Source organism: Geobacter sp. OR-1 (genome assembly GCF_000813145.1).
Lineage (GTDB): Bacteria > Desulfobacterota > Desulfuromonadia > Geobacterales > DSM-12255 > Geoanaerobacter.
In genome coordinates this window covers 381301-397264 of the sequence record NZ_BAZF01000001.1, presented here as the reverse complement: position 1 = coordinate 397264, position 15964 = coordinate 381301, and the positions used below count along the sequence as shown (strand labels likewise).

Sequence of the window (15964 nt, the reverse complement as noted above, 5' to 3'; positions counted from 1 at the left end):
GGCAAGTAAACCCGGGTATGATATAGAATAACCCCAAGGAGTTGCCATGTCGCTGTTTCTTCTGACCTTCTTCGCCCTCTACTGTTTGATGCACGCCTATATCTACCTCAGGGTCAGGCTGTTGATTACCGGCCCTATTAAGAGAAGGCTGATCATTGGCCATCTCTTTTTGATGGTCATCGTGCCGCTAGTGGTCCGGATGGCCGAAAAAAAACGGTTTTGCCGACCTCTCCGTAGTCATCGCCTGGATTGGCTACCTCTGGATGGGGTTTGCATTCATTCTGATCGTTTTTCTGGCCCTGTTCGATCTCGGGATGATAATAGCGGCGGTTGCCCGCGCTTTGGGCGCAAAAAGGGTCGGGGAACGGCTGAAACTGCGCTTGTTGCGTGTTGTGGTTGTGGCTGCGGTTGTTTGCACCTGTTACGGGTTCTGCGAAGCCCTTATGATCCGGACTGAACACCTCACGATACACAGCCCCAAGATCCCTCCTGGAACCGATAGAATCCGGATTGTCCAGATCTCCGACGTTCATGTCGGGGTGATGATCGGCAAGTGGCGGCTGAAGCGGATGCTCGAACCGGTCCTGGCTGCCAGGCCGGATATCCTCCTGGCCACAGGGGATATGGTCGACGGCCAGATCCACAGGCGCAACGGTCTTGTCGAGCTGTTCCGGGGGGTGACGCCCCGTTACGGCTCATTTCTGGTTCTCGGAAACCATGAGTTCTATGCCGGGCTGGAGAATTCACTGGCCTTCCTTAAGGATTCCGGATTCCGCATTCTCAGGAAGGAGACGATTCCGGTACTTCCGTATCTTTTGCTCGCCGGGGTTGACGACTCTGCCGCGCAGCGCTGGGGTGATGCCGGCAGCAGCGACGAGCACGGGTTGTTGCCGGCGCAGGGTAATGCTGCTTACACGATCCTGATGAAACACCGTCCTGCGATTGCCCCGGAGAGCAGGGGAAAATTTGATCTGCAGCTTTCCGGCCATGTCCACAAGGGGCAGATATTCCCTTTCAATTTTCTCACCTACCTGTCGTTTCCGGTCTGTTCCGGAGAAAACCGGCTGGCAGACGGTTCCATGCTCTATGTCAGCCGCGGGACCGGTACCTGGGGCCCGCCGATCCGCTTTCTGGCCCCGCCTGAAGTGACTGTAATCGATCTTGTTCCGGCATTGCCATAGGCTGGTCAACCATTGTTCCGGTGAGGGTTGACCAGCACGCTTCATTATGATAGGTATTGACCTTTACTGCCATACTGTTACAGGGAGAATGCCGTGCTGCAAGGTTTTCGGAGAGAGCTTGATCTGTTGAAGGACCAGGGACTTTATCGGCAGCTTCGGCTCATGGAGAGTGAGCAGGGGAGCCGGGTCACCATGAATGGCCGGCAACTGTTGCTGCTTTGCTCCAACAACTATCTGGGGCTTGCGACCCATCCGGCGCTGAAAGAAGCCGCCATCAATGCGATTGAACGTTACGGCACCGGCAGCGGCGCAGCTCGGCTGGTATCCGGCAACATGGAACTCCACGAATCCCTCGAAAAGCGGATCGCACGTTTCAAGGGAACGGAAGCGGCATTGCTCTTCAACTCCGGTTATGCGGCCAATACCGGCATAATCCCGGCGCTGGTGGGAAGGGGTGATACGGTATATTCCGATCGCCTCAATCACGCCAGCATCCTTGACGGGGCATTGCTCTCCCGGGCAAGACTGGTCAGGTATCCGCACAACGATCCCGCAGCCCTCAGACGGCTTATGGGGAAGAGCGGCAATAACGGGCGCAAATTGATAGTAACCGACGGCGTCTTCAGTATGGATGGAGATATTGCCCGCCTTGAAGAGCTGGTTTCGATTAAACGGGAGTTCGGGGCACTGCTGATGGTGGATGATGCCCATGGAACCGGCGTCCTGGGCGAGGGGGGAAGAGGAAGCGCCGAATTGTACGGGGTTGCGGCAGATGTGGATATCCAGATGGGTACGCTTGGTAAGGCGCTCGGCAGCTTTGGGGCATATGCGGCAGCAAGGCAAGAGCTGATCGACTACCTGGTGAATACCTCGCGGAGCTTCATTTTTTCGACCTCGCTGCCACCGGCAGTAGTGGCCGCATCCCTGGCTGCCATCGATCTGGTTGATGGCGACGAGGGCGCTGTATTGAGAACCCGGCTGCAAAGAAACTGCACGCTGTTTCGGGAACGGCTCGTTGCCGCAGGTTTTGAACTGTCCGGGAGCTCGACCCAGATTGTGCCGATCATGGTAGGAGATGCGGCGCTGACAATGGAATATACCCGATTGCTTTTGAATGAAGGTTATTTCGTGCAGGGGATCAGGCCGCCAACAGTACCTGCCGGCACCTGCCGGCTGCGCTGCACCATCATGGCGACCCATGCCGAGGAGGATCTTGCCGGTGCCGCAGTTGCGCTGACCCGAGTGGGGCGGCAGCTGGGAGTGATTAAATAATGCCGTTCATAACCACTGAAAACGGCGTAGCGATTCATTACGAAGATCACGGGGCCGGCCGTCCCCTTGTCTTTATCCATGGCTGGGGGATGAGCGGGCGCGTATGGAAGTTTCAGGTCGACGCATTCAAATCCGGCTACAGGATAATTACTCTCGATCTGAGAGGGCATGGAGAATCGGTTCTACCGGAAGATGCCGGATTGTCGATGCCGGACATTGCCGGTGATATAGGGCAGTTGTTCGCTGATCTCAACCTTGCCGATGCGACGCTGATCGGCTGGTCCCTGGGAGCCCAGGTAGCTCTGGAGGCCTTCCGGCTGGCCGGCAGCAGGCTCTCGGCGCTGGTGCTGACAGGTGGAACGCCTCGCTTCAGCGCCGGAGAAGGGTACGAGTTCGGGTTGCCTCCGGTCGAGGTCCGCGGCATGGCGCTCCGGATCAAGCGAGACCGGTCGAAAACCATGGGTGATTTCTTCAGGAGGATGTTTGTCGAAGGGGAGATGACAAAGGAACAGAACCAACGGGTGGTCAAGGAGATCGTTATCCCCTCGCGACAGCCGGAATCAGCAATTTTGTTGAGGGCGCTGGAGACGCTGGCAGAGTCCGATCAACGGGAGATACTGACTGCAATCGGCATTCCTGTGCTGCTGATTCACGGGGCCGCGGATACAACCTGTCTGCCGGATGCCTCTCGTTTCATGGCGGCCAGGATCAGGAACGCAGAGCTGTGCATAATCGACGGGTGCGGCCATGCTCCGTTCATGTCGAAGCCGGACGAATTCAACCGCCTGCTCGGCGGTTTTCTGGCGAGGGTATATGCCGGGCATTGATCGACTGAAGGTGCGCCGCTCTTTTGACGCCCAGGCACATGAATACGATCGTCACGCGGTGGTGCAAAAAAGGGTGATCGATCGCATTGTCCGGTTGCTGCCGCCGGATATCTCCCCGGGCCTGATCCTCGATATCGGTTCAGGTACCGGTGCGCTTCTGCAAAGGATGGCCGCTCGTTATGCGGAGTCCCGATTGATGGGGCTCGATATGGCGTTCGGTATGGGGGTGGCGGCCCGTGACAGGCTGGCCGGGAACAGCCGGGTGCAATTCGTCACTGCGGATGCCGAACATCTGCCGTTCAGCGACGGATCGTTCGACCTGGTGCTCTCGACATCGACATTTCAATGGCTTGAGAGACTCGAACCGGCATTTATGGAGCTGCGGCGGGTTTTGCAGCCAGAGGGGCGTTTCTGCTTCGCCCTGTTCGGGGAGCAGACCCTGTTCGAGCTGCGTGATTCATACCGGGCTGCTTTGGCGAAAGAGGGGAAAGGATCTCCGGATCGAACCCATAGATTCAAGAGTTCGGATAATGTGGCAACTGCGCTGGCGGTTGCCGGCCTTGAGTTGGAGTACTTGGTTTCGGAACTGGAAGTAGACCATTACCCGGATGTCCCGCACCTTCTGCGCTCAATCAGGCGTATCGGAGCCGGTAATGCCGCCCCCGGGAGTTCAAGGGGGTTGTCGGAACGCCGGGTCATGCTGGGAATGATGGCAGAGTATCAAAGGGTATTCGGTGGGGACGGAAGAATTCCCGCTACCTACGAGGTAATTTACGGAGTTGTCAGGAAGAAGAGTGCTGCCACCGGCAGGAGCGCCGGATAATGTCGCTGCGATGAGCTCCTGAATTCTACGGATTTGTTCTCCGGGCCATAACCCGGAAAAGCTCAGGTTAAAATTTCGATCAGTTTTTTCGCCAAGGGGTGCACGACCGTGTAATGTACTTCTACCCCGTCACGCTTCCCCTCGATGATCCCCTTGTTTTTCATCAGCGCCAGGTGCTGTGATACGGTGGCCTGAGGTAGTCCGAGACACTCCCAGATATGTTTTACATTGCACTCTTTTGCGCAGAGTCCTGCGACTATTTTCAGCCTTATCGGGTGACCGAGCACTTTGAAGATTTCAGCCTCAGAATCAAAGTTCCTGCTTTTGTCGAATTCCATTTTTGAAACCCTCCTGCTGAGTCAGCCAACCGTAAATGCTTTTGTATAGTGCTGTTTATGAGAATTGTCAATAAAAAGAGTTAACTAAAAATTTCATTGCTGAAATGACATGCGGCAAAATGGCCGGGAGATTTTTCCTCCAGGGTGGGGCGCTCATGCCGGCACAGCTCTCGGGCGTATCGGCAGCGGCTTCTGAACGGGCATCCCGTCGGGATCTCCAGGGGTGAAGGGACGTCGCCGGCAAGCACAATCCGACCGGTTTTAGCGGAGGGGTGAACCTTCGGTATTGCCGAGATCAGGGCTTCGGTGTAAGGGTGCCTGCAGGAGGAAAAGACCTCATCCCTGCTGCCGAGTTCCACAATCCTGCCGAGGTACATGATTGCGATACGGTCGCTGACATGACGAACGACCGAGAGATCGTGGGCTATGAAGGCGAGGGCAAGGCCATGGCCCTCTTTAAGCTCCATCAGCAGGTTAATGATCTGGGCCTGTATGGAAAGATCAAGGGCAGAGACCGGTTCGTCGGCTATCAGCACTTGCGGTCCCGATGCCAGTGCCCGGGCTATGCCTATTCTCTGGCGCTGTCCCCCGGAGAATTCATGGGGGAATCTGTTTGCGAGTTCAGGCTGGAGACCGACCTGAAGAATGAGGTCAGAGACCCGTTCCTTCAATGCTGTTCCTGAAGCGATTCCGTGGATGACAAATGGTTCGCCGATTATGTCCCCGATGCGCATCCGTGGGTTCAGGGATGAGAATGGGTCCTGAAAAACCATCTGGACCGATTTCCTGAAATCGGACCGGCCCGCTTTCGACATCTCGTTCAGAGGGGTGCCCCGGTAGAGCACCTGGCCGGAAGAGGGAGGGATCAGCCCCATCATGATTCTTGCCAGCGTCGACTTGCCGCATCCTGTTTCCCCGGCAATTCCGAGGGTTTCGCCAGCTGCAAGCGCAATGCTCACATCCGCAACGGCCATGAGCAGTTTACCGGCACCGAATGGGCCTGAACTGGAAATAAAATGCCTGCTGACGGCTCTTGTTTCGATCAGTGCAGTCATGTCTTTTTCCAGCATCTGACCATGTGGCCGTTGGCTGTTTCCCTTACCGGCGGGGGTTCTATGCGGCATTCCTTCTCCGGGTCACGGCAGCGGTCGCAGAAACCGCACCCCCTGACTTCATTGTCAAGACCGGGAACCTGTCCGGGGATAGTCGGCAGTCTGATTCCAGGGGCTGCCTTTTGGGGGAGCGAGTCCAACAGCCCCTTGGTATAGGGGTGCAGCGGATTGTCGAACAGTTCCTTCGTGGAAGCGGACTCGACGATCGTTCCCGCATACATGATCGCGGTCCTCGCAGCGTTCTCGGCTACTATGCCGAGATCATGGGAAATCAGGATCATCCCCATGCCGCTCTCTCTTTTTACCTGGTTAAGCAGATCGAGTATTTGCGCCTGGATCGTGACATCCAGGGCCGTAGTCGGTTCGTCGGCAATCAGGATCAGCGGCTTGCAGGAAAGGGCCATAGCTATCATTACTCTCTGGCGCATGCCGCCCGAAAGCTGGTGCGGATAATCGCCGCACCTTGCCTCAGGAGAAGGTATTCCGACCTGATGAAGCAAAGATACGCTTTCCCTGAACGCCTCCTGCTTGCTGAGACCCCGATGGAGCCTGAGCCCTTCGGAAACTTGCGCGCCAATGGTAAGGACCGGATTGAGCGAGGTCATCGGCTCCTGAAAGATCATTGAGATCCGGGATCCTCTTATCCGGCGCATCTCGGTCTCGCTGAGCGTGGTCAGCTCGACGCCGTCGAGTGTTATCGAACCTCTGTCAATTCTCCCTCCAGGTGGGAGAAGCCTGAGCAGGGAAAGGGCAGTCATGCTTTTCCCGCAGCCGGATTCACCGACTATTGCCAGGGTTTCACCTTCGGCGACATTGAAACTGACACTTTTGATCGCCCTGACTTCACGTCCTGCTGAGTTAATACAAACGGAGAGATCACGGACTTCTAGCAATTGATACTCCGGCTATGATCGGAATTGGGATTTGAAACGGCTAGGAATATTTCCGCTTTATAGCATGAATTGTCAGGATGCTGCAAACGGTTTGGGGATTGATAATTATGCGATACTGTTTGAGATTGATTCAGAGAACTCTGTTGGCCGAATATCGGGTTTCACCCATATTCCTGCGGCAATGAGCTCAGCTACGAACTTATTGACGAGTTCCGGGTCGAACTGGGTTCCGGCATTCCGGTACAGCTCCCGGACGGCTTCAGCGACAAGCATCGCATTGCGGTAGGGGCGGTCTGAGGTCATGGCATCAAAGGCATCGGCAATGGCTAGAATCCTGGATTCGAGAAGCAGCAGATCTGCGGGATGTCCATACGGGTAACCCCCACCGTCAAAGCGCTCGTGATGCTGACCGATGCAGGTTCGGACATCCTGAAGAAAGCCAATCGGTTCCAGTATCCTCATTCCGATGAGAGGGTGGTCCCTGAGATGGAGAATCTCCGCCGGAGTAAGGGCGCCGCGCTTGTGCAGAATGGCAAGGTCGATGCCGATCTTGCCGATATCATGCAGTATTGCGGCCCTCTCTATTATGCAGAGCCGTTCTGCGGAGAGTTCCAGGCCTCTGGCCAGCATGAGGGAATAGTTGGTCACTCGTTCCGAATGTCCGCGGGTGTAGCTGTCGCTGGCTTCGATTGCCGAAACAAGAGACTGTATCGTGCTCAGGTAGTTTCTTTGCTGATCCTCGTACAGTGAGGCATTTTTGATGGCAATGTCGGCCTGGCTGCCAATGGTGATGAGCAACTCCAGGTCTTCGCCGGTAAAAGGCGATTGATCAATGCGATTGACGACATTGATGGTGCCTATGACATTGCCGCTTGCATGGAGCGGAACGCAGATGACCGATTTTTGCTCGAACCCCAGAGGGCTGATCTTGCCGAACTGAGGGTACTCATTCAGGTCCGGGATAAGGAGCGGGAGCTTGTTGGCAATAACCCACGAGCAGATGTTCAGTGTTTGGGCGTTCATTGTGATCGGCTCTGCGCCGTGGTAATGATGCCCATGGAGCGTTGAGACGGTAATGGTATCGGATTCGGGTTCATAGAGGGTAATAAACCCTTTTTCCCCCTGAAGGGTCTCCATGGTGGACTTGACAATAAGATCGAAGAGCGGTGCCGTCTCCATTGTGGAGCTGATCCCCAACCCGACCTTCTGAAGGGTCGAGAGCCGGGCTACCGCTTGTTCCAGGGTTGTGTTCTTGTCTTCCAGTTCACCGGCAAGGTCGGCAATCTTGTAATTTGCTTCTTCGATCTCTTCGATCCGCTCTTTAAGCGAGATGTTGAGCGATTCGATCTCCCTGAGCTGTTCTTCAAGCTGCTCGTTCATAAGGTGAATTTCCATGTGATGAGCCAGCTTTTCCTGTGTCCTGACCAGCTCGCCTTCATTTTTCACCGCAGAATCCATCAGTATCTGCAGACGCTTTACCATGCGATTGAACTGACGTGACAAGGTATGCATCTCCCTGCTGCTGGTGCAGATAGGAGAAGTGACAAATTTCCCTTCTTCAATCTGTTGCATGGAAAAGAGAAGCGATTTAAGCGGGGTATCGAGGTAGATGACCAAAAAGAAGAAGATGGAAACAAGTTGCAGCAGAATGATGATTGCAGCGGTAAAGATGGTTTCTCGCTTCGTGGTTGACAGGAAACCTTTGAGATAATCGGTCGGCGTTTCAATTTCGAGCAGCCCCAGCACTTTTACCGAGCGATCATGGCACTCTAGGCAGGCCGGGGAATTCAGAATCGGCGAAATACTGACGAACTCATTATCGCCGAGGTATGTTCCCGCAGCGGTGATTCCTTTTTTATAGGCCAGCAGCGATCTGCTGAAAGCGGTTTTGCCTATTTCTTCAGGATTGGCGGAGTTCAGGACCTTGCCGGATTCATCGATGATTCTGAGGGTCTTTATCAGTTTCTGATTCGAAATCTGGGAAAATATTTTGCGGATATCCCCTGAATGCCCGGAGAGCATGGCATCGGTAATCGATCCCTTTATGGTTTCGGTGAGCATGGCGGTGTTGCGCTGCGCAATCCCGGTGATAGTGGCGTTCTGCTGTTTCAGGGTCACCAGTGATGAAACAGAGACGATTGTTACCACTATGATGGTAATTATCCCGAATATTTTTGTTTTAAGGGAAGTCATTGCAACCGGTATCCTGAAAAGTTTCTCGCTTTGGCAGAGCGGTCAAAAGTCATTTGGCGGTTAATGTTTGCTAACAAGCCAGTATTATGAGTGTTTTTTAGCAGAGGGGCTGCCGGGATCGGCAACCTTCAAGAAGCAGTTTGATTTCCGGAAGCCGATGTTTATGGCGGATTCGTTGCGAATAACCGATACCCTTGACAAGAGAAGCTGCTCCAAATATCATTGCCGCCGCCATGAACAGGCATGAGTCATTTTTCTCATTAAAGCAAAACGTCGGCCAACTTGCAAGAAGACTTCTCATTAAGGACAAAAACAATTGACTTTGATCGATGATGTATGATTTCATCATTAAGTTTTTGCAAAGGTTAAGAATTTGCGCCTGACAATCTCAATTTTATTCCTGGTTATCCTGCTGCCGTCAATGACGGCGGGGAACAGCGGTTTTCGTCAGGAAATGATACGAGTCGCACTTTTCAGAGGTGTCGAAAGCGTCAGACTCGACGGCAACGGCATCCTGGCAACCGATGAAAAAGGGGAGCCGTTGCGGCTTTCGTTCCCGCTCGAAATTGCAAAAACCAGGGGCGGGATCTCTGTAAACGAGACGGTGCTGCGAGGCCTCAAGGTTTCGGCGCCGGTGTTTGTGAACGTAAACGGTAAAGGGTACCGCGGTGTCATAGAAATCAGTGCCGCAGATAAAGGGCTCCAGGTAATAAACGAGCTCCCTCTGGAGGATTATCTGGTCGGGCTGATAAACTGCGAGATATCATCGCAGTGGCCGATGGAAGCAATAAAGGCCCAGGCTGTAATAGCAAGGTCGTATGCGATTTTTCAGCGAGATGCCCGTAAAAACGCGCCGTATCATCTTGAATCGACCGTAATGGACCAGGTCTATGAAGGGTGTGACATAGAAGACAGCCGCGCTGCAAGAGGGGTAAAGGAGACTGCCGGAGAAGTCCTTACTTTCGGAGGCTCGACCATACAGGCGTTTTATCATTCCAACTGTGGCGGTCATACCGAGGCATCTGAGAATGTCTGGGGGTATAAACTTCCTTACCTGCCGGGAGTCGCTTGCCGATACTGCCAGAACGTTAACTCCTACCGTTGGGAACAAAGAATTCCCCTGCGAAAGGTGGAAACACAACTGAAGGCGGCCGGGATCAATATCTCGGGGCTACGGGACATTCGTCCCGGCTCTCGTAACAAAAGTGGCAGGGTTTCGGAACTGTCTCTCTTTGGCACCCGCGGCAAGGTGACGGTTTCAGGGGTTGCCCTGCGCAAGGCGCTCGGTTACAGCATCATAAAGAGCACGAACTTCGAGCTGCGTATCGACGATGGTGACGTTCTGTTTTCCGGTTCCGGCAATGGCCATGGCGTCGGCTTGTGCCAGTGGGGGGCAAAGCAGCGTGCTGCCGATGGTTTCGATTACCGGGAGATCCTTTCTTACTACTACCCCGGCACAAGGCTTACGGCGTTGGCCGTTGATTGATCGATGCAGCTTGCTGATTTTGACTACGAACTCCCTACGGAGCTGATTGCCCAGGAAGCTACCGAAAAGCGCGACGCCTCCAGGCTCATGACCTTGAACCGCGTCAGCGGCGAGGTCGGGGACACATCCTTCGGCTTGATCACGCGTTTGTTCCGGCAGGGAGACCTGCTGGTCCTCAACGATACCCGGGTTATCCCGGCAAGGTTGTTCGGGTGCAAAGAGAGCGGCGGCAAGGTCGAAGTGTTTTTAGTCCGCCGCCTGGAGTTTCCCGGCGAAATCTGGGAGGCGATGCTAAGATGTTCGAAACCTCCCCGGCCCGGCGTGCGGATATTCTTTAGCGGAGGGATGACGGCGTCTGTAGCCGGAAGGGTAAATGACGAGTGCTGGCAGATTGATTTTGACCGGCCCGATTTATTCCGGGAATGGCTTGATTGCCACGGCATGGTGCCGCTTCCTCCGTACATAAGGCGCCAGGCGGATCAAAAGGACCGCGATCGATATCAGACGGTCTTTGCCGCTGCCAGTGGGGCAGTAGCAGCCCCGACAGCAGGTTTGCACTTTACCGAAGAACTCCTGGCAGAGGTGGGGCGAGGTGGTGTCGCCATTGCACCCTTGACACTTCATGTGGGTTTGGGGACGTTCCTGCCGGTACGGTGCGATGACCTGAGCCAGCACCGTATGCACCGGGAGCGCTATATTATTCCACAGGCCACCGCGGAAAAAATCTTTGCCACCCGGCGTAACGGAGGGAGAGTGATCGCCCTCGGCACAACAACCGCCAGAGCACTGGAACACGCAGCATGCGACGACGGCACGGTGATGGCAGGGGAGCGGGATGCCGATATCTTCATTACTCCCGGTTACCGGTTCAGAGTGGTGGACGCGCTTATAACAAATTTTCACCTCCCCAAATCGACCCTGTTGATGCTGGTCTCGGCATTTGCAGGTAAGGAGAGGCTTTTTCAGGCATACGCCGAAGCGGTAAAACGCGGGTACCGGTTTTACAGCTATGGTGATGCCATGTTCATTTACTGAATTCAGAGTACGAAGGTTTTCTTGGCAGCCATATCTTTCAAGCTTATCAAGCAGGACGGCCCGGCGCGTCTAGGCTCTTTGAAAACCTCTCACGGGACCATCGATACCCCGATCTTCATGCCGGTAGGCACCCAGGCGACCGTCAAGGCGATGACCCCTGACGAGCTTTTGCAGGTAGGGGCGCAGATCATCCTCGGGAATACCTACCACCTGTATCTGAGGCCCGGACATGAATTGATCTCCAGGATGGGTGGTCTGCACAGCTTCATGGGATGGAACGGACCGATTCTTACCGACAGCGGCGGTTTCCAGGTGTTCAGCCTCGGAGAGCTCCGCAAGATTACCGAGGAGGGAGTGCGCTTCCAGTCGCATCTGGACGGTTCATACCACATGTTGACGCCCGAGCGGTCGATAGAGGTTCAGGAGGCCCTTGGCAGCGACATCATGATGTGTTTCGACGAATGTCCGCCATCGCCCGCTGACAGGAACTATGTCAGCCGTTCCCTGGAGATGACTACCAGATGGGCGCGGCGGTGCCGTGATGCCAGGAAGAGGGACGACCTGGCACTTTTCGGGATCGTCCAGGGGGGGATTTTCGAGGATCTGCGCGCGCGGAGCGCCTATGAACTCCGGGAGATCTCGTTCGACGGTTATGCCTTGGGCGGGGTATCAGTTGGCGAGGAAAAGGAACGGATGCTGGACGTGATGAGATTCACTGCTCCGTACCTTCCTGCCGACGCCCCCCGTTACGTCATGGGGATCGGCACCCCGGAAGACCTGGTGGAAGGGATCAACGCCGGTTACGACATGTTCGACTGCGTTATGCCCACCAGGAATGCCAGAAATGGCATGCTTTTTACCAGTTTTGGCCGAGTCAACATAAAGGGTGCGGTTTATGCGGAAGACTCCGGACCTGTTGATCCGGAGTGCGATTGTTATGTCTGCCGGAATTTCAGCCGGGCATATCTGCGCCATCTTTACCGGGCGGGTGAGATCCTGTCATCCAGGCTCAATACCTGGCATAATCTGCATTTTTACCTGAACTTGATGGCGCAGGCCAGAAGAGCCATCGGAGAAGGAAGGTTTACGGATTTCCGCCGGGAGTTTTACGCAAAACGACTGAATTCAGGAGAAGGGGAGTAATTGCCGTCAGGCGGCTTTAAAATTGCCGTTTGCCGGTAACCGGCCTCAATCCATAATCCCAGATATATTGGAGGTAATATCGATGTTAGGATTAGCATTTGCAATGGGGACACCGCCAGGCGGCGCTCCTGCCGGCGGCCCGCAGAGCGCCCTTATGAATCTGGTTCCGCTGGTGCTGATGTTTGCCATTTTCTATTTTCTGCTCATCCGTCCCCAGCAGAAGAAGGCAAAAGAACATCGGGCATTGCTCGACAACCTCAAGAAGGGTGACCAGGTGGTTACTGCCGGCGGCATGCACGGCAAAGTGACGGCAATGGACGAAACTGTCATAACCCTTGAAATTGCCTCCGGAGTGAACGTCAAGTTCAACAAAGGGCACATTGCTTCTGTTGTAAAAAAAGACTGATTCGCACTCATCCGAAAGGAGCATTACCGGTATGACTAAAGGTTTTGGCTCACGCGTTATTTTAACTCTGCTATTTTTGCTGCTGTCGTTTGTCTATATTACTCCGACCCTTGTCAGTAAACTGCCGTCCTGGTGGAAAGGGATTCTGCCTAACGACAAGATCCACCTGGGCCTGGATCTCCAGGGCGGGACCCACCTTGTGTTGGAGGTGGATACGGTCAAGGCGGTGGAAGGTGCGCTTGACCTGATCGCCACTGATCTGGAAGATACCCTTACTGCCCAGAACCTCCGGTATAAGCGTATCGGCCGGGTGGCTCCTGACAAGGTCCAGCTCACCCTTTATGATAAAGGGACCGCGGACAGCGTCCAGGCGCAGATCAAGAAGAAGTATCCGGAAATGGAGCTTCTCTCTCCTGTAGACGAGGGGGGATTTGTCAATCTTCAGATCCGGATGAACGACAAGGTGGCCCAGGACCGCAAGGACAAGGCAGTATCCCAGGCTCTCGAGACCATTCGGAACCGGATCGACCAGTTTGGCGTCTCTGAGCCGACGATTCAGCGTGAGGGCATCAACCATATCGTTGTGCAGCTCCCGGGTATCAAAGACCCGAAACGGGCTATCGAGCTGATCGGCAAGACCGCACGTCTTGAGTTCAAGCTGGTGGATGAGAACATCAATGCTGCCATCGCCACCCCTGGAACCCTTCCTGAAGATGATGAGCTGCTGCTGGAGAAAAAGGTCGACCAGACCACTGGCGCGGTCTCCGAAATACCGCTGGTAGTGAAAAGAAAAGCGATGATTACCGGTGACCTGCTGACCGATGCCCAGGTCCGGATCGATTCGCAGTTCAATCAGCCTTATGTGGCGATCGAGTTCAATTCCACCGGAGCCCGCCTGTTCGACCAGGTGACCGCAGCCAACGTCGGGAAAAGATTTGCCATTGTGCTGGACAGCAATATTTACTCGGCTCCGGTAATCCGCGAACGGATATCGGGCGGCAGCGCCCAGATATCAGGCTCGTTCACTGAGAAGGAAGCAGCCGACCTCGCTATTGTCCTGCGTGCCGGTTCTTTGCCGGCGCCGGTAAAGATCATTCAGAACGTGACTGTCGGTCCTTCCCTCGGCCAGGATTCCATCAACAAGGGGTTGATTGCCGGTCTCATCGGCGTGCTGCTGGTAATTGTGTTCATGACCGTTTACTACAAGGCTTCGGGGCTTGTCGCCAACCTTGGGATGGTGCTTAACATCATATTCCTCATGGGGGCGCTGGCAGCTCTGGGTGCGACCCTCACCCTCCCGGGCATTGCCGCTATCGTGCTTCTGGTCGGGATGTCGGTAGACTCGAACGTCCTGATCTTCGAGAGGATACGGGAGGAGTTGCGCCTCGGCAAAACCCCTGGCGCAGGGATAGACTCCGGATATGACAAGGCGTTCCTGACCATTATGGACTCCCATGTCACCACGCTTATTACCGCTGCGGTGCTCTTCCAGTTCGGTACCGGCCCGGTCAAGGGATTTGCCGTTTCCCTGTCCCTCGGTATTATTATCAACCTGTTTACCTCCCTGGTGGTTACCAAGGTGGTCTTCGACTTCTGCCTGAGCCGCCTCAGGGTCAAGAAGCTGAGTATTTAAGGGGGAGGAAAGACATGGAACTTATCAAGAAGACAAACATAGATTTCATTGCGATGAGGAAGATCTCTTTCATCGTTTCCGGGATAATGACCATAATCGGGATCATTGCCATGGTTCAGATCTGGCGGGGCGCGGCAAACATGGGGATCGATTTCTCCGGCGGGACATCGGTGCAGCTCAAGTTCGCCCAGCCGGTCCACATGGACCAGGCAAGGGCTGCGCTTGCCAAGCACAACCTGAAAGAGGCCAATCTCCAGGATATCAAGGAAGGTAACAAGCTTTTGGTCAAGGTAGGAAGGACCACGCTGGAGGCCGGCAAAGCTGCCGACACCATCCAGGATGTCTTCCGGAAGGAGTTTCCCGCCAACCCGTTCACAGTGGAAAGCTCCACCGAGATCGGCCCGTCCATTGGCGACAAACTCCGCAACGACACGCTGATAGCCATTGCCATCTCGTTGCTCGGAATCATCATCTACATTGCCTGGCGGTTCGATTTCAAGTTCGGGGTCGGCGCCACCATTGCGACCATGCATGACGTATTTGCCATGTTCGCGGTCTTTTTCATCTTCGGCAAGGAGTTCAACCTGCTCTTCATAACTGCGGCCCTGACCATCGCCGGCTATTCCCTGACCGACACCGTAGTCGTCTTTGACCGGATCCGCGAAAACATGCACAAGAACCTCAAGGAGCCGATAATCTCGGTTTTCAACAAGAGTATCAATGAAGTTCTGTCACGGACGATTGTTACCTCGATCACCACGTTTCTTGCTGCGATCTCGCTGTTGCTGTTCGGAGGCGAAGTGATCCACGATTTTGCCTTTGCGCTCGTTGTGGGTATTGTCGTAGCAACCTATTCATCCATTTTCGTTGCCAGCCCGATCGTTGCCCTGTGGGAAGGTAAGGCGCTGAACAAGGTCGAAGCCAAAGCATAAAAGGGAGGATATAACTTTGAACAAGGAACAGATTCTTGTAGCAGCAGTTGCACTTATCGCCGGACTTCTCATCGGGTACATGATTTTCACAAACAAGTCGGAAAAGGCCCAACAGACCCAGTCCTCGATTCCGATGGGTTCGGGAAGCCCCACGGATTATCAGGCCCGGATAGCCGAGGCGGAAAAACTGGTCGCCAAAGAACCGACCAATCGCCAGGCATGGGTTCAGCTCGGCAACGATTATTTCGACACCGACCAGGCCCAGAAGGCGATCACTGCCTATGGTAAGGCCCTGGAACTCGATCCCAAAGACCCCAACATCCTGACCGACCAGGGGATCATGTACCGGAAGATGGGATGGTATGACAAGGCACTCGCCAACTTCGAAAAGGCGAACCAGATCGATCCACGGCATTCTCAGAGCCTGTTGAATATCGGTGTTGTCTACGCCACGGATCTGAAGCAGGCCGATAAGGCGCTTGCCGCATGGAACAAGTTCCTGTCCATTGATTCCACCAGCCCCACGGCACAGCAGGTCAAAGGGATGATGGAACAGCTCAAGTCAAATCCGCAGGGGATGTCGCAAGGGATGAAATGATAGCGTTTCAATAGCTCGCAATGCTGTATTATCTACAAGGCATTGGTCTTGCGATGTGTTGACCGCGGCCCATGTCCGGTTTTTGTATGCAT

General features: G+C 54.6%; 15 protein-coding genes. 11 read left to right on the top strand and 4 right to left on the bottom strand.

Annotated elements, in window-relative coordinates; all coding sequences use genetic code 11:
* The first annotated feature begins 263 nt into the window (after positions 1-263).
* The 4 genes from OR1_RS01640 (at position 264) to OR1_RS01625 (ending at position 4103) form a co-directional block, all read left to right on the top strand.
* Entirely contained in the window at positions 264-1181 is a 918-nt protein-coding gene (locus OR1_RS01640; protein ID WP_052440190.1) for a metallophosphoesterase, read from the top strand.
* A gap of 96 nt (positions 1182-1277) precedes the next feature.
* Positions 1278-2453, top strand: coding sequence for an 8-amino-7-oxononanoate synthase (gene bioF, locus OR1_RS01635; protein ID WP_041969581.1), 1176 nt, complete (start codon positions 1278-1280; stop codon positions 2451-2453).
* The gene (locus OR1_RS01630) at positions 2453-3280 is read left to right on the top strand and encodes an alpha/beta fold hydrolase (protein WP_041969504.1); all 828 of its coding nucleotides are present in this window, start codon (positions 2453-2455) and stop codon (positions 3278-3280) included. The genes bioF and OR1_RS01630 overlap by 1 nt, the downstream gene beginning before the upstream one ends.
* Complete coding sequence (locus OR1_RS01625; protein WP_041969503.1) at positions 3267-4103, top strand: methyltransferase domain-containing protein; 837 nt, start codon at positions 3267-3269, stop codon at positions 4101-4103. Before OR1_RS01630 ends, OR1_RS01625 begins: the two co-directional genes overlap by 14 nt.
* A 62-nt stretch (positions 4104-4165) precedes the next feature.
* Here OR1_RS01625 and OR1_RS01620 read toward each other — a convergent pair whose 3' ends face one another.
* From OR1_RS01620 to OR1_RS01605, 4 genes are all read right to left on the bottom strand, one after another.
* The gene (locus OR1_RS01620) at positions 4166-4441 is read right to left on the bottom strand and encodes a helix-turn-helix transcriptional regulator (RefSeq protein ID WP_041969502.1); all 276 of its coding nucleotides are present in this window, start codon (positions 4439-4441) and stop codon (positions 4166-4168) included.
* Between the two features lie 80 nt (positions 4442-4521).
* Positions 4522-5496: an ABC transporter ATP-binding protein gene (locus OR1_RS01615; protein ID WP_041969501.1), complete on the bottom strand. Its 975-nt coding sequence runs from the start codon at positions 5494-5496 to the stop codon at positions 4522-4524.
* Positions 5493-6446, bottom strand: a complete 954-nt coding sequence (locus tag OR1_RS01610) for an ABC transporter ATP-binding protein (protein ID WP_041969500.1) — start codon at positions 6444-6446, stop codon at positions 5493-5495. Before OR1_RS01610 ends, OR1_RS01615 begins: the two co-directional genes overlap by 4 nt.
* A gap of 105 nt (positions 6447-6551) precedes the next feature.
* Positions 6552-8639: an HD domain-containing phosphohydrolase gene (locus tag OR1_RS01605; protein WP_041969499.1), complete on the bottom strand. Its 2088-nt coding sequence runs from the start codon at positions 8637-8639 to the stop codon at positions 6552-6554.
* A gap of 373 nt (positions 8640-9012) precedes the next feature.
* On the opposite strand from OR1_RS01605, the gene OR1_RS01600 reads away from it, so the two are divergent.
* From OR1_RS01600 to OR1_RS01570, 7 genes are all read left to right on the top strand, one after another.
* A complete protein-coding gene (locus OR1_RS01600; protein WP_370543315.1) occupies positions 9013-10125 on the top strand; it encodes a SpoIID/LytB domain-containing protein in 1113 nt (370 codons plus the stop codon).
* Between the two features lie 3 nt (positions 10126-10128).
* Entirely contained in the window at positions 10129-11160 is a 1032-nt protein-coding gene (gene queA / locus OR1_RS01595; RefSeq protein ID WP_041969498.1) for a tRNA preQ1(34) S-adenosylmethionine ribosyltransferase-isomerase QueA, read from the top strand.
* 21 nt (positions 11161-11181) lie between these two features.
* Positions 11182-12303: a tRNA guanosine(34) transglycosylase Tgt gene (tgt, locus tag OR1_RS01590; RefSeq protein ID WP_041969497.1), complete on the top strand. Its 1122-nt coding sequence runs from the start codon at positions 11182-11184 to the stop codon at positions 12301-12303.
* Positions 12304-12385: 82 nt separating this feature from the next.
* Positions 12386-12709: a preprotein translocase subunit YajC gene (gene yajC / locus OR1_RS01585; RefSeq protein ID WP_041969496.1), complete on the top strand. Its 324-nt coding sequence runs from the start codon at positions 12386-12388 to the stop codon at positions 12707-12709.
* Between the two features lie 31 nt (positions 12710-12740).
* Positions 12741-14342 carry a protein translocase subunit SecD gene (gene secD, locus OR1_RS01580; RefSeq protein WP_041969495.1) on the top strand — a complete coding sequence of 534 codons (1602 nt, stop codon included), beginning with the start codon at positions 12741-12743 and terminating at the stop codon, positions 14340-14342.
* 14 nt (positions 14343-14356) lie between these two features.
* Complete coding sequence (gene secF / locus OR1_RS01575) at positions 14357-15274, top strand: protein translocase subunit SecF (RefSeq protein WP_041969494.1); 918 nt, start codon at positions 14357-14359, stop codon at positions 15272-15274.
* 16 nt (positions 15275-15290) lie between these two features.
* Positions 15291-15872 (top strand): tetratricopeptide repeat protein, encoded by a 582-nt coding sequence (locus OR1_RS01570; protein WP_041969493.1) that lies wholly within the window; start codon positions 15291-15293, stop codon positions 15870-15872.
* Positions 15873-15964 lie beyond the last annotated feature (92 nt).